The sequence below is a fragment of the Microbacterium sp. sgz311019 genome, assembly GCF_056135325.1.
The window spans coordinates 116,658-133,443 of the sequence record NZ_JBWAXO010000001.1; the positions used below are offsets into that span (position 1 = coordinate 116,658).

Consider the following 16,786-nt stretch of genomic DNA (forward strand, 5'->3'; position numbering starts at 1 on the left):
CCATGTCTGTCCTCGAGATCCGCGACCTGCATGTGACGGTCGAGACCGATGCCGGCACAACGCCCATCCTCAACGGCGTCACGCTCACGATCCGCACGGGTGAGACCCACGCCATCATGGGACCGAACGGCTCCGGCAAGTCCACGCTCGCCTACACGATCGCCGGTCACCCGAAGTACACGGTCACGAGCGGCTCCATAACGCTCGACGGAGAGGACGTCCTGTCCATGACCGTCGACGAGCGCGCGCGCGCCGGGCTCTTCCTCGCCATGCAGTATCCGGTCGAGATCCCCGGCGTCACGGTGACGAACTTCCTGCGCACGGCGAAGACCGCCGTCGACGGCGAGGCGCCCTCGATCCGCACCTGGACCAAGGACGTCAAGCAGGCCATGAAGGACCTGCGGATGGACCCGAAGTTCGCGCAGCGCAACGTCAACGAGGGGTTCTCGGGTGGCGAGAAGAAGCGCCACGAGATCCTGCAGCTCGAGCTTCTCAGACCGAAGCTGGCCGTGCTCGACGAGACCGACTCGGGCCTCGACGTCGATGCGCTGAAGATCGTGTCCGAGGGCGTCAATCGCGCCAAGAGCGAGACGAATCTCGGTGTGCTGCTGATCACGCACTACACGCGCATCCTGCGCTACATCCACCCCGACTTCGTGCACGTCATGGTCGCCGGGCGCATCGTCGAGGAGGGCGGCCCCGAGCTGGCCGACCGTCTCGAGGACGAAGGCTACGACCGCTTCGTCGGCTCGTCCGAGCCTGCGCTCGACGTGGAGGCGTAGAGTCGTCATATGACCGCGACTCTCAGCCCGGAGAAGTTCGACGAGGTCACCGAAGCTCTCAAGGACGTCATGGATCCCGAGCTCGGGATCAATGTCGTCGACCTCGGTCTCATCTACGACCTGGCGTGGGATGACGAGAACGACGCCCTCGTCATCCACATGACGCTGACGTCCGCCGGATGCCCTTTGACGGACGTGCTCGAGGAGCAGACCGCGCAGGCGCTCGACGGCATCGTCGAGCAGTTCCGCATCAACTGGGTGTGGATGCCGCCGTGGGGCCCCGAGCGGATCACCGACGACGGCCGCGACATGATGCGCGCGCTCGGCTTCGCCATCTGAGACGTCCCCCTACGTGACGCGCCCCATCGCCGCCATCGCGGGAGCCAGCGGGTTCATCGGAACCGCACTGCGCCGTGCGCTGGTCGAGGACGGCTACGACATCCGCAGCATCGGCCGCAACGGCCCCGATGCGCGGTGGGATGACCCGGATTCGATCCGCCGCGCCGTCGACGGCGCCGATGTGCTCGTGAACCTCAGCGGCAGGAGCATCAGCTGCCGGTTCACCGATGCGAACCGTGAGGAGATCCTCCGCTCGCGCGTCGACACGACTCGCGCGCTGCACGAGGCCGTGCAGAAGGCAGCGCAGCCGCCGTCCGTGTGGTTCAACGCGAGCACCGCGACGATCTACCGCTACGCACTCGATCGCGCACAGACCGAAGCCGAGGGCGAGATCGGCGAGGGGTTCACGGTGGACGTCGCCCGGGAGTGGGAGCGCGAGTTCTTCGCGGGCGATCTTCCGGGCACGCGGCGCATCGCCCTGCGGCTCGGGGTCGTGCTCGGCGACGGCGAGGCCACCGCGCTGCTGTTCCGTCTGGCACGGCTGGGCCTCGGTGGCCCGCAGTACGACGGCTGGTGGTTCCCGCATCGCCGCTATCGCGGCATCGGCTCGGACCCGACAGGCAATGGTGCGCCGGAGTGGCATCGCTCCGGCGGCCGCCAGCGATTCAGCTGGGTCCACATCGACGATGTGATCGGCGCGATCCGCTTCGCCCGGGACAACCCGGATGTCGCCGGGCCGATCAATCTCGTGGCGCCGGAGTCGGTGGACAACCGCGCCCTCATGGCTGCGCTGCGCCACGTCGTGGGAATGCCGATCGGACTGCCCGCCCCGCGCATGGCCCTGGAGCCCGGGATGTGGGTCCTGCGAGCTGAGCCCGAGCTCGTGCTCAAGAGCACCTGGGTGGCGCCGGAGCGCCTGCTGGAGGCCGGCTACGCATTCCGCTTCGACGATGTCGAGCTGGCCCTGCGCGACGTGCGCTCCTCGAGCGCCGTACGCTGACGGTCCGCTTCGCAGTCCATGGCCGCTGCGGCCTCCGGCCGGCGAGCCGGGGCCGTAGGCTCGAACGGTGACTGCTGCACCTCTTCTCGCCCTGCCCATCGACGCGCTCCGTCAACGGTCGAGCACGAAGTGGCGCCGCTACCCGGCCGACGTCCTGCCGCTGTTCGTGGCAGAGACCGACTTCCCCCTGGCGCCCGCCATCACGGCCCGTCTCGCCCGGGCCGTCGAACTCGGCGACACGGGCTACACGCCGCCGGACCCGGGTATCCGCGACGCATTCGCCGACTTCGCCGTGCGCCGGTTCGGGTGGGATGTCGAGCCCCGCCGCATCCGCACGACGTGCGACGTCATGATGGGCGTCGTCGAGCTGCTGCGCCTCGTGACGAGGCCGGGCGACCGCGTCATCGTGACCCCGCCGGTGTACCCGCCGTTCTACGACGGCGTGCCCGAGGCGGGCTGCCGGCTGGAGCGCGTCCCGCTCCTCGAGACGGAGGATGGCTGGGAACTGGACCTGGCCGGGATCGACGCGGCGTTCGCGGCAGGCGCCACGGCGATGCTGCTGTGCAATCCGCACAACCCCACAGGAACGGTCCACAGCGCGGAGAGCCTGGCGGCTCTGGCCGAGATCGCCGATCGCCATGGCGCCCACATCATCAGCGACGAGATCCACTCGCCCCTGACGCAGCCCGATGTCGTGTTCACGCCGTTCCTCACGGCCTCGGAGGCCGCGGCACGCATCGGACTGACCGTCACGAGCGCCAGCAAGGCGTACAACCTCGCGGGGTTGAAGTGCGCGCTCATGGTGACGGCATCCGATCCCACGACCGCGTTGGTGGACAGTCTGCCCGATGAGGTCGAGTGGCGAACGGGACTCTTCGGCGCCTTGGCCGGCGTGGCGGCGTTCGATCCCGAGAGCGATGCGTGGCTCGACAGCCTGCTCACCACGCTCGACGAGAACCGTCGCCTCCTGGGCGACCTCCTGGCGGAGCACGTGCCCGGCGCGCGCTACCGCATCCCGGATGCCGGCTACCTCGCCTGGGTGGACCTCAGTGCGCTGGGCTGGGGCGACAACCCGGCCGTCAAGATCCTCCGTGACGCCAAGGTCGCGCTGCACTTCGGTCCCATGTTCGGCATCGAGGGCGCGGGCCACGTGCGGATCAACATCGGGTGCTCGCCCGAGGTGCTCCGCGAGGCTGTCGAGCGCATCGGCGCGCTCGCACGGGCGGATGTGCGGGCCGCCACCGCCCCGTGACCGAGCGGATCGATACCCGCGAGAGCATCTGGTCGGGCGGCTACATCGCGGTCACCCTCGGCGCCGTGGCGCTGATCTTCTTCGCCGCGCTGGAGTCGCTCGCGATGACGACGGTCATGCCCGTGGTCAGCCGCGAGCTCGACGGCGCTGCGCTGTACGCGGCCGCGTTCGCCGGCACCCTCGCCACGAGCGTCATCGGGATGGTCGTGGCCGGTGCGTGGTGCGATCGCGGGAGTCCGGTCGCTCCGCTTACCGCCGCGGTCAGCCTGTTCGTCGCGGGCCTGCTCGTGGCGGGACTCGCGCCCACGATGTGGCTGTTCGTCGCGGGACGGCTCCTGCAGGGTCTCGGCGTCGGCGGCCAGATCGTGGCACTGTACGTCGTCGTCGCGCGGGTGTATCCGCCACGCCTGCATGGGCCGCTGTTCGCGGCGTTCTCGGCCACGTGGGTCGTCCCGTCGTTCGTCGGACCGTTCGCCGCGGGAGCCGTCGCGCAGTACCTGCACTGGCGCTGGGTGTTCCTCGGGGTGGCTGTGCTCACGGCCGCGGCGTTCGTGCTCGTCTTCACGCGCCTGCACGGGCGGCGCCTCGGCACGAGCGACCCCTCGAAGGCGCGCATCGGACCGCGGGTCTGGCTCGCGGTCGCCGTCGCGGCGGGCGTGCTGGGGCTCAGTCTCGCGGATCAGCTTGCACCGTGGACGCTCGCGGTGGTCGCCGCATCCGCCGTCGTCCTACTGCTGGCGGTGCTGCCGCTCGTGCCGCGAGGGACGCTCCGGGCCGGCCGGGGCCTCCCGAGCGTGGTGCTCATGCGCGGGCTCATCGCGGGCACCCTCTTCGGCTCCGAGGTGTACCTTCCCTACCTGCTTGTGACGGAGTACGGGTTCAGCGTCACGTGGGCTGGGCTCGCCCTGACGGTCAGCGCTATCGCGTGGGCGATCGGCTCCGCCGTCCAGGGGCGATTCGGCGACCGCCTGGGCAACGCGCGCACCAGCATCATCGGCGTCGCGATGCTGACGACCGCGACGGTGCTCGCCACGGCGACGGCGCTCGGCCATCTGCCGCCTGGCATCGCGATCGCCGGCTGGTCGCTCGCGGGAGGGGGGATGGGCCTCATGTACCCGCGAATGACCATCCTCACCCTGGCGTACTCGACGCCCCAGAACCAAGGCTTCAACTCATCTGCGCTGTCGATCTTCGATGCCGCGGGATCCGCGACGACGATCGCGGTCATGGGTCTCGTCTTCACCGCGCTGCAGACGACGGATGCGGGCTTCGCGGTGGTGTTCGCACTCGGCGCGCTGCTGGCCCTCCTCGCGCTCGTTCCCGGGCTTCGGCTCGGTCACGCGCACGAGTAGCACCGCTGACGCGCCGGCGAGCGGCTCGACCCGCGTGTGTTCACTGCCCCGTTGGCGGTCTGGGTGGCATACGCGGCACGACCCGGTCACCGTCGCGTGGACCACGCCCGTTCCAGGCACCCCCGTATACTGGATGGCTGGCCCGTCGGCCAGCCTCCCTCCCCGCAGAACGGACCTCCGCTGTGCTCGCCGTGCATGACCTCGAGATCCGCGTGGGCGCCCGCGTGCTCATGTCGGATGTGTCCTTCCGCGTGGGCGACGGCGACAAGGTCGGACTCGTCGGGCGCAACGGCGCGGGCAAGACGACCCTCACGAAGGTCCTCGCGGGCGACCTCCTGCCCAGCGCGGGCAAGGTCGAGCGCCACGGAGAGCTCGGCTATCTGCCGCAGGATCCGCGCTCGGGCGACCCCGAGATGCTGGCGCGCACGCGGATCCTCGACGCCCGCGGGCTGGGAACGCTCGCCATCGGGATGCACGAGGCCTCGCTCGCCATGGGCGCCGAAGATGCCGCCGCCGCAGCGAAGGCGATGCGGAAGTACGCGAACCTGACCGAGCGCTTCGAGGCGCTCGGAGGCTACGCGGCCGAGGCGGAGGCCGCATCCATCGCCCATAACCTGTCGCTGCCCGATCGGATTCTCGACCAGCCTCTGAAGACGCTCTCGGGAGGTCAGCGTCGTCGCATCGAGCTCGCCCGCATCCTGTTCTCCGACGCGCAGACGATGATCCTCGACGAGCCGACCAACCACCTCGACGCCGACAGCGTCGTGTGGCTGCGCGAGTTCCTCAAGGGCTACCGGGGCGGTCTGATCGTCATCAGCCACGACGTCGAGCTGGTGGGGGAGACCGTCAACCGGGTCTTCTACCTCGACGCCAACCGCCAGGTCATCGACATCTACAACATGAACTGGAAGAACTACCAGCGCCAGCGCGTCGCGGATGAGGAGCGCCGCAAGAAGGAGCGCGCCAACGCCGAGAAGAAGGCGACCGCGCTCCAGCTGCAGGCCGCGAAGTTCGGCGCCAAGGCGACGAAGGCCGCCGCTGCGCACCAGATGATGGCCCGCGCAGAGAAGCTGCTGTCGGGCCTCGAGGACGTGCGCCAGGACGACCGGGTGGCGAAGCTCCGATTCCCCAAGCCCGCACCGGTGGGAAAGACCCCGCTCATGGGCAAGGGCCTGTCGAAGTCCTACGGCTCGCTCGAGATCTTCACCGACGTCGACCTCGCGATCGACCGCGGCTCCAAGGTCGTGATCCTCGGGCTCAACGGGGCAGGCAAGACGACGCTGCTGCGCATCCTCGCCGGGGTGGATGGAGCGGACACCGGCGTCATCGAACCCGGCCACGGCCTGAAGATCGGCTACTACGCGCAGGAGCACGAGAACCTCGACGTGCACCGCTCCGTGCTCGAGAACATGATGTCGTCGGCCCCGGACATCAACGCCACCGAGGCGCGCAAGGTGCTGGGCTCGTTCCTGTTCACCGGCGACGACGTGCTGAAGCCCGCGGGGGTTCTCTCGGGTGGCGAGAAGACACGCCTGTCCCTTGCGACGCTCGTCGTGTCCAGTGCGAACGTGCTCCTGCTCGACGAGCCCACGAACAACCTCGACCCGGCATCGCGTGAAGAGATCCTCGGCGCACTCGCGCACTACGAGGGTGCGGTCATCCTGGTCTCGCACGATCCGGGTGCGGTCCAGGCGCTGAACCCCGAGCGCGTGCTCATCCTGCCGGACGGCGTGGAGGACATCTGGGGTCGCGACTACATCGACCTCATCACGCTGGCCTGAGCCTCAGCGGCCCGCCTCGCCCGAAGGGCGTCAGCGGCCGGCCTCGCCCGCAGGGCGTCAGCGACCGGCCCGGTCGAGCAGATCGTCTTCGGCCGCCATGTCGCGGTCGATGCGCTTCTTGGGGAAGAGGGCGCGTGCCGATCGGCGGACGGATGCTGCTGCCTCGAGTTCTGCGGCGGCCGCCGGGTCTGAGGCGGCCATGGCGGCGATCGCCGCGGCGTCTTCGGCATCCTCACGGCGCGCACGGCGCTCCGACCGGATGACGTACCAGATGAAGACGAAGCCCATGACGGCGAACAGGATCCACTGCACGCCGTACGACAGGTACGGACCGGGGTCGTCCGAGGGGGCTTCGAGGGCCTGTGGAACGCTCGCGGCCGCCGGGGTCTCGGAGACCATCGTCCCGTACGCGCCGTGCTCGAGCGCCCTGCCGTGCTCGCCGCCGATCGTCGTCGCGATGAGCGGGAGGTTGATGGAGGGAACCTGACCGCGCGGCGCCGCCGCCCCCGAGGACGGCAGCGGCTCGCCCGGCTGCAGTCGTGTGACGACGGTCACCGTGCCCGACGGAGCCGACGGCACGTGGTCGGGCAAGGACTGCGTGTTGCCCGGGGCGAGCCATCCGCGGTCGATGAGGAACACGCGACCGTCGGTGAGGCGGAGCGGAACGAGGACCTCGTACGCCGCCGTGCCGCCGTGCACCCTGTTGCGGACGAGCAGCTGCTCGTCCGCAATGTAGCTGCCCGTCATCGTGACCTGCCGCCACTGGTCGTTCGGATCGAGCGTCGCGCCCGGCCGGAGCAGCTGATCCAGCGCCACGGGCGTCGAGTCGTAGTTGCGCGAGACCAGCGCGAGCTGCTCGGAACGGGCCGCGTTCTTTCCCAGCTGCCAGTTCGAGAGGAACGCGCAGGCGATCGCGAACACGATGGCGACGCCGATGTAGGCCGCCCAGCGGACGGCCGGGGGAGCGTTGCGGCGGCTCATGCGATCGCCTCAGCCTCTGCGGGCAGGGGGAACGGCCGCACCTCGAGGGGGAAGTCGCGGGCGGCGAGGAAATCCTGCAGATAATCGAGGTGCTCATCGCACGCAAGCCATGTCTTGCGCCGGTCGGCAGTGTGGATGCGGGGATTCCGCCACAGGATCTGCCAGCTCGCGTCCGCGACGCATCCGGCGCGCGAGCAGCGCGCCTCACCCGCCGCGATCACTTCGCGGCCTCGTCGGGGGCCCCAGGCTGCTCGACATGCGGAGTCTCCGCGATCCGCAGCACCGGGTGCGCCGCAGCAGACGAGGGGGGAGAGGCCGAGACCGGCGCCGCAGGCGGGAGGGCGCGTTCGGGATTCTCGGCGCGCACCGTCTTCGCATCCTGCCCGACATTGGCGATCACCACGGCGATGTAGGGGAGGAAGATGGCGCCGACGCCGAAGATCCAGGTGTACCAGCCGTACGGCTGGACGACGACCATCAAGACGAAGCACGCGACGCGGATGCCCATCGTCACGAGGTACCGGATCGAGCGTGCGCCGACCTCGTCGCGCGGTGCCCGGGGCAGGGACGTGGCGGAGGGGGTGGATTTCGAGCGCTTCACGGTGCATCCAGACTACGCCGCCTGGGATATGACGAGCGCCCGGCCGGGGATCCGACCGGGCGCTCGCCGAGACGGTTCAGTACGTGCGGTAGTTCTGATAGTTCGCCGCGATCGCCAGACCGAAGACGATGATCAGGATCGCCGCGAGGATGCTCAGCGCGAGGCCGACCCAGCCGAGGATGGTGCCGGTGAGCGCCATGCCATGGCCGCCCTCGCCCGTGCGCTTGATCTGGCCCAGCGACAGGTGGCCCGTGATCACGGCGACCAGGTGCGCGATGAAGGGCAGGAAGACGAATCCCGCGATGCCCGCCACCAGCGAGACGATCGCCAGCGTGTTGGTGCGGGGTCCGGCGGGAGCGGAGTAGGCCGGCGCGGCTGCGTATGTCGGCGCCTGGTACGCGGGCGGAGCGGTGTAGGCCGGGGGCGCCGCGTCGGGTGCCGGAGCGTACGCCGGCGTCGCGGGCGGCGCTTCCGCGGCCGGCGCAGGCTCGGACGCCCACGCGGGTGCGGCAGCAGGCGCCTCTGCGGCAGCAGGCTCGGCCGCAGGTTCCGCAGCGGCCGGCGTCGGCGCGGCCGGCTCCTCGGCGGGTGACGCGGCGGCGGGGACCTCGGGCTTGGGGTCTGGTGTTGTGTCGCTCACGGTAGGGCCTTTCGTAGGCGGATCGGCGGAGGAAATCCGCCTGTGCCTAGATTGGCAACGCCTATGGGGCGTGTCAAACACCCTCGCGCTACGCTGGATCGGTTTTGTCACATACAGACAGGAGCAGTCATGTCCGCAGAGCGCGTCGTCCTCGTCACCGGCGGCAACCGGGGCATCGGACGTGCCATCGCCGAGCGCTTCGTCGCGGAGGGCTACAAGGTCGCCGTGACCGCTCGCAGCGGAGAGGGCCCCGAGGGGACGCTCACGGTTCGCGCGGACGTCACGGATTCGGCGCAGCTGGATGCCGCGTTCCTCGAGGTGGAGAACACGCTCGGTCCGGTGGAGGTCGTCGTCGCGAACGCGGGCATCACGAAGGACACGCTTCTGCTGCGCATGTCGGAGGACGACTTCGACTCGGTCGTCGCTACGAACCTCGGCGGCACCTTCCGCGTGGTCAAGAGGGCATCGAAGGGGATGCTGCGCGCCCGGTGGGGACGCGTCATCCTGATCTCGTCCGTCGTCGGTCTGCTGGGCTCGGCCGGCCAGATCAACTACTCGAGCTCGAAGGCCGCCCTGGTCGGCTTCGCCCGGTCGCTGACGCGGGAGCTCGGCGCCCGCGGCATCACGGCCAACGTCGTCGCGCCCGGCTTCATCGAGACCGACATGACGGCCGAGCTTCCGGCCGAGACGCAGGCCGAGTACAAGAAGAGCATTCCGGCCGGCAGGTTCGCGACGGCAGATGAGGTCGCGGGTGTCGTGACGTGGCTGGCATCGGATGACGCGGCGTATATCTCGGGCGCGGTCATCCCCGTCGACGGCGGCCTCGGCATGGGCCACTGAGCGGACCCGTCCGACGGGTCAGGGCAGCAGCGCGACGACCTGTGAGAGGTCGACCGGGCCGACCACCAGGTCGGCCAGCGCCCGCACGGCGGGCTTGGCGTTGAACGCGAGGCCGAGACCGGCCTCGGCCATCATGAGCAGGTCGTTCGCGCCGTCGCCGATCGCAATCGTGCGACGGCGGGGAACTCCGAGCTGATCGGCCCACTCGAGGAGAGCCGCGGCTTTGGCCGCGGCGTCCACGATTCCGCCGTCGACGAAGCCGGACAGGCGCCCGTTCTCGACCGCCAGGCGATTGGCCCGCCAGACGTCGACGCCGAGCGCCGGCGCGATCTCGTCGAGGATCTCGTGGAATCCGCCCGACACGACTCCCACCGCGCCGCCACGGTGGTGGACGGCGGTCGTCAGCTCCAGGACCCCCGGCGTCGGCTCGATGCGCGACAGCACTCGGGCGAACGCCTCGAGAGGCACACCACGCAGAGCCTCGACGCGCGACCGGAGACTCGACGCGAAGTCGACCTCGCCGCGCATCGCCGCCTCGGTCGCTTCGGCCACCTCGGCCTCGCGACCCGCCTCCGCGGCGATGAGCTCGATGACCTCGTTGCGGATCAGCGTCGAGTCGGCATCGAGGACGACCAGGAACCGGGCACGGCGGGGGAGCATCCCTCCACCGTACCGAGCCGTGACGCGCCACCCGGACGGCGGCGTCTCAGACCGCTATGCCTCGACGCGGATGTTCTTCCCGACCACGGTGATGCCGGAATCCGTCACGGTGAAGCCCCGCGCCAGATCGCGCTCCCGGTCGACACCCACCGTCGCGCCGGGCGCCAGCACCACGTTCTTGTCCAGGATCGCGCGGTGGACGCGCGCACCCGGGCCGACGTTGACCTGGTCGAACAGCACGGAGTCGGTGATCGTCGATCCGCCGCCCGCGAGCGTCCAGGGCCCGACGACGCTGCGCTCCAGGTGCGTGCCCGACAGCACCGACCCCAGCGAGACCACCGAGTCGATCGCCGTGCCGATCCGGCCGACCGAGTCGCGCACGAACTTCGCCGGCGGCGAGTTCACCGCCTGAGCGTGGATCGGCCACTCCGTGTTGTAGAGGTTGAAGACGGGCAGCGTCGAGATCAGATCCCGGTGTGCGTCGAAGAACGAGTCGATCGTTCCGACGTCGCGCCAATAGGCACGGTCGCGATCGGTCGATCCGGGCACGTCGTTGCGCTTGAAGTCGTACACGCCGGCCTCGCCGCGACCGACGAAGTAGGGGACGATGTCGCCGCCCATGTCGTGGTTCGACGCCGACAGCTCGCCGTCCGACTCGACCGCATCGATGAGCGCGTCGGCATCGAAGATGTAGTTGCCCATCGATGCGAGCACCTCGTGCGGCGCGTCCGCGAGACCCGTGGGGTTCTGCGGCTTCTCCAGGAACTCGTTGATGCGCGTCGGGTCGTCGCCGACGACATCGATGACGCCGAACTGGTTCGCGAGCGAGATCGGCTGACGGATGCCGGCCACCGTCGCACGGGCGTCCGATTCGATGTGCGCATCCAGCATCTGGCGGAAGTCCATGCGATAAACGTGGTCGGCGCCGATGACGACGACGATGTCGGGCTTCTCGTCGTTGATGAGGTTCAGGCTCTGGAGGATGGCGTCGGCCGAGCCCGAGAACCACCGCTTGCCGAGGCGCTGCTGCGCGGGCACGGATGCGACGTACGAGTCGAGCAGCGCCGACATGCGCCACGTCTGCGAGATGTGCCTGTCGAGGCTGTGGGACTTGTACTGCGTCAGCACCACGATCTGTCTCAGCCCCGAGTTGATCAGGTTCGAGATGGCGAAGTCGATCAAGCGGTACTGGCCCCCGAACGGCACCGCGGGCTTGGCCCGGTCGGCCGTCAGGGGCATCAGCCGCTTGCCTTCCCCTCCGGCGAGGATGATTCCGAACACTTTCGGCGCTGCTGGCATGGCACCCACCATAGGTGCTCGCCCCAGCCTGTACTAGCGTTTCGTCATGCGCGTCGACATCGTGACCAAGGAGTACCCGCCGGAGATCTACGGGGGAGCAGGCGTGCACGCCGCGGAGCTTGTGAAAGCGCTGCGAACCGAGGACGGCCTCGAGGTGCGGGTGCATGCCTTCGGCGCCGAACGCGACGAGGAGGGCACGACGTCGCACGGCGTCCCACCCGGGCTCGCGGATGCCAACGGCGCCGTCCAGACGCTCGGCACTGACCTCGAGATCGTCACGGATGTGGCGGGCGCCGACGTCGTGCACAGCCACACCTGGTACGCGAACTTCGCCGGTCACCTTTCGTCGCTGCTCTACGGGATCCCGCACGTCGTCACCGCCCACAGCCTGGAGCCGCTGCGCCCGTGGAAGGCCGAGCAGCTCGGCGGCGGCTACCGCGTCTCGAGCTACATCGAGAAGACGGCCTACGAGGGCGCCGCCGCCGTCGTGGCGGTGAGCGACGGGATGCGGCGGGACATCCTCCGCAGCTATCCCTCCCTCGATCCCGCCAAGGTGCGCGTGATCTACAACGGCATCGACGTCGAGGCGTGGCATCCCGTCGACGATCCGGAGTACCTGGCCGCGCAAGGCATCGATCCGGGCCGCCCCTCCGTCGTCTTCGTGGGCAGGATCACCCGTCAGAAGGGTCTGCCGTACCTGCTGCGCGCGGCGGCCCTGCTCCCACCCGAGGTGCAGCTCGTGCTGTGCGCCGGGGCACCGGACACGCCCGAGATCATGGCCGAGGTCCAGGGTCTGGTCCGCGTCCTCCAGGAGACCCGCGACGGCGTCGTGTGGATCGACAGGATGCTCTCGCGCCCCGAGCTCTGCACGATCCTGACTGCGGCGACGACGTTCGTCTGCCCGTCGATCTACGAGCCGCTCGGCATCGTCAACCTCGAGGCGATGGCTTGCGGCGCCGCCGTCGTCGGGACGGCGACGGGCGGCATCCCCGAGGTCGTCGCGGACGGTGTGACGGGCCGGCTCGTGCCGATCGACCAGGTGCAGGACGGCAGCGGCACGCCCATCGATCCGGACGCCTTCGTCGCCGATCTCGCGCGCGTGCTGACGGAGGTGGCGACTGATCCCGAGCGGGCGGCCGCGTACGGCGAGGCTGGGCGGGCCCGCGCCACCGAGGAGTTCAGCTGGGGCGCGATCGCCGCCCAGACGGCCGCACTCTACGCGGAGGTCGCCGCCGAGTCTCGATAGGCTGGGCAGATGCCTGAGGTCCTCGAGTTCGCCGACGTCGTCGTCCGCCGCAGTTCCCGTGACATCGTCGACCAGCTCTCCTGGACCGTTCGGGACGACGAGCGCTGGGTGATCCTCGGACCGAACGGCGCGGGCAAGACGACGCTGCTGCAGCTTGCAGACACGCTGATGCACCCGACATCCGGGATCGTGCGCATTCTGGGGGAGCAGCTCGGCCGCAGCGACGTGTTCGAGCTCCGCCCGCGCATCGGCTTCGCCTCGTCCGCCATGGCACGCCGGGTGCCGCAGGAGGAGACCGTGCTGAACGTCGTCATGACGGCCGCTTATTCGGTCCTCGGGCGCTGGCGCGAGGACTACGACGACATCGACGAGCGCCGCGCATTGCGGGTCCTGGCCGAGTGGCGTCTCGATCACCTCGCCGACCGCACCTTCGGCACCCTGTCCGACGGCGAGCAGAAGCGGGTGCAGATCGCCCGCGCGGTCATGACAGACCCCGAGCTCCTGCTCCTCGACGAGCCGAGCGCGAGCCTCGACCTGGGGGCGCGCGAGGAGCTTCTCGCGCTTCTGAGCGGATACGCGCAGGCGCCGACGACTCCGGCGATGGTCATGGTCACGCACCACGTGGAGGAGGTCCCGGTCGGCTTCACGCACGTGCTTCTCCTCCGCGACGGGCAGGCCGTCGCATCCGGCCCGCTCGCCGACACCCTGACCTCCGACAACCTCACCGCGACATTCGGGATGCCGATCGTGCTCACCGAGGCGGACGGCCGCTACGCCGCGCGCGCCGCGGCCTGACGGCGCGGTTCGGCCTCGATTCCTCGCGTGACCGGGTTGCTGGTAGACTCGATCCTTGGTGCGCTCGCACCGCAGACTTCGTCCGCCCTGGCAAAATCCAGGGCACCACACTTGAAGGACTTCCCATGAAGACTGACATCCACCCCGACTACCAGGCCGTCGTGTTCCGCGACCTCGGCTCGGGCGAGCTGTTCCTCACGCGCTCCACTGTCACGAGCGACAAGACCGTCGAGCTCGAGGGCGTGGAGTATCCCGTCATCGACGTCGAGATCTCGTCCGCCTCGCACCCGTTCTACACGGGCAAGCAGCGCATCCTCGACTCGGCCGGTCGCGTCGAGAAGTTCAACCAGCGCTTCAAGAACTTCGGCGGCGGCTCCTCGAAGTAGTCGAGCCCCTGACGTTCCGAAGGCCCCGCTCCGGCGGGGCCTTCGTCGTTCTCGCGGCGGTACTGTGAGCCCGTGACCGTCATCCTCGTCGAGGGCGAGAGCGACCGGATCGCGGTGCGGACTCTCGCCGCGCGACTCGGGCTGCGCCCGCTCGACGTTCGCATCGCCGGGGGAGCTCAGGGGATGCGCCGGGTCGCGGCCGGGCTCGCGCAACATCGCCGGCTGGGGCTCGTCGACGTCGCTGAGCGCGCCGCGGTGGAACCGTTCGTCGACGAGCTGTTCGTCTGCGACCCGGACCTCGAGGGCGAGCTGATCCGCGCCCTCGGCATCCCCGCCGTCGAGCGGGTGCTGGCGGCAGAGGGCGAACTGGAGTCGTTCCGCCGGCTCCAGCGGCAGCCCGCGCAGCGCGTGCGGTCTGCGCCGGCGCAGCTCGCCCGCTTCATCGGGGGGCGCAGCGGCAACAAGGCGCGCTATGCGGGCCTGCTGACCGCGGCGCTGCCCCTCGCGGACGTCCCCACCCCGCTCGCAGAGCTCCTCGAGCGTGTCCAGCGCTAGCGGATCGGCCAGCGGCCGTCGAGGTGATCATCGGGGTCGATGCGCCCGACCCGCACGAAGTATTCGGTGAGGCTCTCGGCCTGCAGACGCGCCCAGGCGATCTGGCGGGTGTGCAGCTCACCGGCGGTGCGGGGGAGCGCGCCCGCGAAGCGCTCTGCGAGGGCCAGCGCGACCCGGCCGGCGGCGACGGCGTCGGCGGATGCGTCGTGGGCGTCCTCGAGCGCCACCCTGTAGTGCTCCGCCACGACCGACAGCGTGCGTCTGCCGGGACGGTAGCGGTCCATGAACTTGTCGAGCACGAGCGGGTCGATGACGGGGGACGGCCGGTCGATCGGTGCGACGCCGTGACGCACGGCCTCGTATCGCAGCATCGAGAAGTCGAACGGCGCGTTGTAGGCCACGACCGGGTATCCCGCGGCGAAGACCGCCGTCAGGGTCTCCACGACCTCCGCCACGACCTCCGCCGCGGGCCGACCGTGGGCGCGGGCCTGAGCCGTCGAGATGCCGTGCACTGCGCTGGCCTCGGCCGGGATCTCCACGCCGGGGTCCGCCATCCACGCCCGCGATCGCCGTACGGCGCCGTCCGGGCCGAGCACACCCACGTGCGCCGTGACGATGCGATCCCGCTCGACGTCGACGCCGGTCGTCTCGAGGTCGAACACGCCGACGCCGTACGCCCACTCCGGAGAGTCCATCTCGAAGAGCGGTGGGCCGTCGTGCATGCCGCCAACGGTATGCGCGGCCTCCGACAGCGGCCGTCCGGCGCGCCGTCGGCATCGACGCGGACTCGTAGACTCGACAGGTGCCCGCTGTGAATCCCTATGCCGCCCAGCTCGCCGAGATTCCGGTCGAGCGGCGAGAGGTCGAGGTCTGCGCAGGCACGACGGCGTACTGGGTCTACGGGCCCTCCGACGCAGAGACGACGATCGTCGTCGTGCACGGCTTCCGCGGCGAGCACCACGGGCTCGAGCCGGTGGTGGCGCAGCTGCCCGGCATCCGGATCGTGTCGCCCGATCTGCCCGGATTCGGCGAGTCGGCGCCGCTGCCCGGGCGCCGGCACACGCTCGACACCTATGCCGAGTGGCTCACGGCCTTCACCGCGACGACTGCGCCGGGCGCCGTCATCCTGGGCCACAGCTTCGGCTCGATCGTCGCATCCGCCGCCGTCGCCTGGGGGCTGCCGACCGACCGCCTGATCCTCGTGAACCCGATCGGGGCGCCCGCGCTCGAGGGACCTCGTGGCGTTCTCACACGACTCGCGATCTTCTACTACTGGGCGGGGGCACGCCTCCCGCGGCCGGCGGGTGAGGCGCTGCTGCGCAGCCCGCTGATCGTCCGGGCCATGAGCGAGTCGATGGCCAAGACGCGCGAGCCCGAGCTGCGGCGCTTCGTGCATGATCAGCACGACACCTACTTCTCGCAGTTCGCGGACAGGGATGTGCTGCACGACGCGTTCGTGGCGTCCGTCTCACACGACGTGCGCGAGTTCGCTCCCCTGATCGCCCAGCCGGCCCTGCTGGTCGCGGCCCAGAAGGACGACATCACGCCGATCGAGGCCGAGCGCCGGCTGGTCGCGATGTTCTCGGATGCGCAGCTCGTCGAGATCCCGGACGTCGGCCATCTCATCCACTATGAGACGCCGCAGCCCGCGGCCGCCGCCATCATGCGGTTTCTCGCGCCTTCCGACGACGGTACGCGTTGACGTTCATCCGGTTCCCGCAGTTGCCGGTGTCGCAGTAGCGCTTGGACCCGTTCTTCGAGTAGTCGACGTAGACGGCGTCGCAGTCATCGGCCGAGCACACCCGCACCCGGTCGTACTCGTCGGCGCGGATGACGTCCACGAACGCCATGGCCGCCTCGACGAGGATGCGGGTGTGCAGGGGCGAATCGTCGGCCGTCGCGTGGATGTGCCAGTCGTACCCGTCGTGGATCGTCAGCTGCGGGAGCGCGTTGCCGTCGCGCAGCATCTCGTTGACCAGCGGCACCGCGCCGACGCGGTCGACGTCCCACAGGGCGCGCAGGCGGGGACGGATGCCGCGTACGGCGGCGAGCTCGGACGCATCCCGTCGGAGCACGCCCGTGAACGGGTTGACCGCGAGGTACGCGTCGAGGTCCTCGAGGGTCTGCAGGGTGTCTTCGCGATCGATCCCCGGGAGCGAGTTGACGAGGTGCACGGCCGCCACCAGCGACTGGCGTGTGTCATGGATGAAAACCATGTTGACTCCTGACATCCTCGATCGATAGTGTCACCAGTGTAGACAACGTTCACCCATGACA

20 protein-coding genes are annotated in these 16,786 nt (G+C 69.9%); 12 read left to right on the forward strand and 8 right to left on the reverse strand.

Features of this window, described 5'->3' with window-relative positions:
* Positions 1 to 2: 2 nt before the first annotated feature.
* The 6 genes from sufC to AC0NZN_RS00565 all read left to right on the forward strand — a co-directional run bounded on the left by sufC (position 3) and on the right by AC0NZN_RS00565 (position 6,506).
* Complete coding sequence (sufC, locus tag AC0NZN_RS00540) at positions 3 to 782, forward strand: Fe-S cluster assembly ATPase SufC (RefSeq protein ID WP_474590317.1); 780 nt, start codon at positions 3 to 5, stop codon at positions 780 to 782.
* A 9-nt stretch (positions 783 to 791) separates the two neighbouring features.
* Entirely contained in the window at positions 792 to 1,121 is a 330-nt protein-coding gene (locus AC0NZN_RS00545) for a metal-sulfur cluster assembly factor (protein WP_286288828.1), read from the forward strand.
* A gap of 13 nt (positions 1,122 to 1,134) precedes the next feature.
* Entirely contained in the window at positions 1,135 to 2,121 is a 987-nt protein-coding gene (locus AC0NZN_RS00550) for an epimerase (RefSeq protein WP_474590318.1), read from the forward strand.
* 67 nt (positions 2,122 to 2,188) lie between these two features.
* The gene (locus tag AC0NZN_RS00555; protein WP_474590319.1) at positions 2,189 to 3,373 is read left to right on the forward strand and encodes a MalY/PatB family protein; all 1,185 of its coding nucleotides are present in this window, start codon (positions 2,189 to 2,191) and stop codon (positions 3,371 to 3,373) included.
* Positions 3,370 to 4,725, forward strand: coding sequence for an MFS transporter (locus AC0NZN_RS00560; protein ID WP_474590320.1), 1,356 nt, complete (start codon positions 3,370 to 3,372; stop codon positions 4,723 to 4,725). Before AC0NZN_RS00555 ends, AC0NZN_RS00560 begins: the two co-directional genes overlap by 4 nt.
* A gap of 182 nt (positions 4,726 to 4,907) precedes the next feature.
* The gene (locus AC0NZN_RS00565; protein WP_474590321.1) at positions 4,908 to 6,506 is read left to right on the forward strand and encodes an ABC-F family ATP-binding cassette domain-containing protein; all 1,599 of its coding nucleotides are present in this window, start codon (positions 4,908 to 4,910) and stop codon (positions 6,504 to 6,506) included.
* A gap of 57 nt (positions 6,507 to 6,563) precedes the next feature.
* Here AC0NZN_RS00565 and AC0NZN_RS00570 read toward each other — a convergent pair whose 3' ends face one another.
* From AC0NZN_RS00570 to AC0NZN_RS00585, 4 genes are all read right to left on the reverse strand, one after another.
* Complete coding sequence (locus tag AC0NZN_RS00570; RefSeq protein WP_474590322.1) at positions 6,564 to 7,487, reverse strand: SURF1 family cytochrome oxidase biogenesis protein; 924 nt, start codon at positions 7,485 to 7,487, stop codon at positions 6,564 to 6,566.
* Complete coding sequence (locus AC0NZN_RS00575; RefSeq protein WP_474590323.1) at positions 7,484 to 7,708, reverse strand: hypothetical protein; 225 nt, start codon at positions 7,706 to 7,708, stop codon at positions 7,484 to 7,486. Before AC0NZN_RS00575 ends, AC0NZN_RS00570 begins: the two co-directional genes overlap by 4 nt.
* Positions 7,705 to 8,088, reverse strand: coding sequence for a DUF3099 domain-containing protein (locus AC0NZN_RS00580; protein WP_474590324.1), 384 nt, complete (start codon positions 8,086 to 8,088; stop codon positions 7,705 to 7,707). The genes AC0NZN_RS00575 and AC0NZN_RS00580 overlap by 4 nt, the downstream gene beginning before the upstream one ends.
* A 76-nt stretch (positions 8,089 to 8,164) precedes the next feature.
* The gene (locus AC0NZN_RS00585; protein WP_474590325.1) at positions 8,165 to 8,728 is read right to left on the reverse strand and encodes a DUF4190 domain-containing protein; all 564 of its coding nucleotides are present in this window, start codon (positions 8,726 to 8,728) and stop codon (positions 8,165 to 8,167) included.
* A 129-nt stretch (positions 8,729 to 8,857) separates the two neighbouring features.
* Between AC0NZN_RS00585 and fabG the strand changes: the two genes are divergently transcribed.
* Complete coding sequence (gene fabG, locus AC0NZN_RS00590) at positions 8,858 to 9,568, forward strand: 3-oxoacyl-ACP reductase FabG (protein WP_474590326.1); 711 nt, start codon at positions 8,858 to 8,860, stop codon at positions 9,566 to 9,568.
* Between the two features lie 18 nt (positions 9,569 to 9,586).
* Here the strand turns inward: fabG and serB are convergent, their stop codons facing one another.
* Together serB and AC0NZN_RS00600 are read right to left on the reverse strand one after the other, a co-directional pair.
* Positions 9,587 to 10,228 carry a phosphoserine phosphatase SerB gene (gene serB, locus AC0NZN_RS00595; RefSeq protein WP_474590327.1) on the reverse strand — a complete coding sequence of 214 codons (642 nt, stop codon included), beginning with the start codon at positions 10,226 to 10,228 and terminating at the stop codon, positions 9,587 to 9,589.
* Positions 10,229 to 10,282: 54 nt separating this feature from the next.
* Positions 10,283 to 11,527, reverse strand: a complete 1,245-nt coding sequence (locus AC0NZN_RS00600) for a glucose-1-phosphate adenylyltransferase (RefSeq protein WP_474590328.1) — start codon at positions 11,525 to 11,527, stop codon at positions 10,283 to 10,285.
* A gap of 46 nt (positions 11,528 to 11,573) precedes the next feature.
* Here AC0NZN_RS00600 and glgA point away from each other — a divergent pair, with 46 nt between their 5' ends.
* The 4 genes from glgA to AC0NZN_RS00620 all read left to right on the forward strand — a co-directional run bounded on the left by glgA (position 11,574) and on the right by AC0NZN_RS00620 (position 14,509).
* Positions 11,574 to 12,773, forward strand: a complete 1,200-nt coding sequence (glgA, locus tag AC0NZN_RS00605) for a glycogen synthase (protein ID WP_474590329.1) — start codon at positions 11,574 to 11,576, stop codon at positions 12,771 to 12,773.
* Between the two features lie 9 nt (positions 12,774 to 12,782).
* On the forward strand, positions 12,783 to 13,568 hold the full coding sequence (locus AC0NZN_RS00610; protein WP_474590330.1) for an ABC transporter ATP-binding protein: 786 nt from the start codon (positions 12,783 to 12,785) through the stop codon (positions 13,566 to 13,568).
* Positions 13,569 to 13,693: 125 nt separating this feature from the next.
* Entirely contained in the window at positions 13,694 to 13,954 is a 261-nt protein-coding gene (locus AC0NZN_RS00615) for a type B 50S ribosomal protein L31 (protein WP_474590331.1), read from the forward strand.
* Positions 13,955 to 14,026: 72 nt separating this feature from the next.
* On the forward strand, positions 14,027 to 14,509 hold the full coding sequence (locus tag AC0NZN_RS00620; RefSeq protein ID WP_474590332.1) for an ATP-dependent endonuclease: 483 nt from the start codon (positions 14,027 to 14,029) through the stop codon (positions 14,507 to 14,509).
* On the opposite strand, the gene AC0NZN_RS00625 is transcribed toward AC0NZN_RS00620, so the two are convergent.
* A complete protein-coding gene (locus AC0NZN_RS00625; RefSeq protein ID WP_474590333.1) occupies positions 14,506 to 15,231 on the reverse strand; it encodes an exonuclease domain-containing protein in 726 nt (241 codons plus the stop codon). The genes AC0NZN_RS00620 and AC0NZN_RS00625 overlap by 4 nt on opposite strands.
* An 80-nt stretch (positions 15,232 to 15,311) precedes the next feature.
* On the opposite strand from AC0NZN_RS00625, the gene AC0NZN_RS00630 reads away from it, so the two are divergent.
* The gene (locus tag AC0NZN_RS00630) at positions 15,312 to 16,211 is read left to right on the forward strand and encodes an alpha/beta fold hydrolase (RefSeq protein ID WP_474590334.1); all 900 of its coding nucleotides are present in this window, start codon (positions 15,312 to 15,314) and stop codon (positions 16,209 to 16,211) included.
* Here AC0NZN_RS00630 and AC0NZN_RS00635 read toward each other — a convergent pair.
* A complete protein-coding gene (locus AC0NZN_RS00635; RefSeq protein WP_474590335.1) occupies positions 16,171 to 16,725 on the reverse strand; it encodes a CGNR zinc finger domain-containing protein in 555 nt (184 codons plus the stop codon). The two genes, AC0NZN_RS00630 and AC0NZN_RS00635, sit on opposite strands and share 41 nt — an antisense overlap.
* Positions 16,726 to 16,786 lie beyond the last annotated feature (61 nt).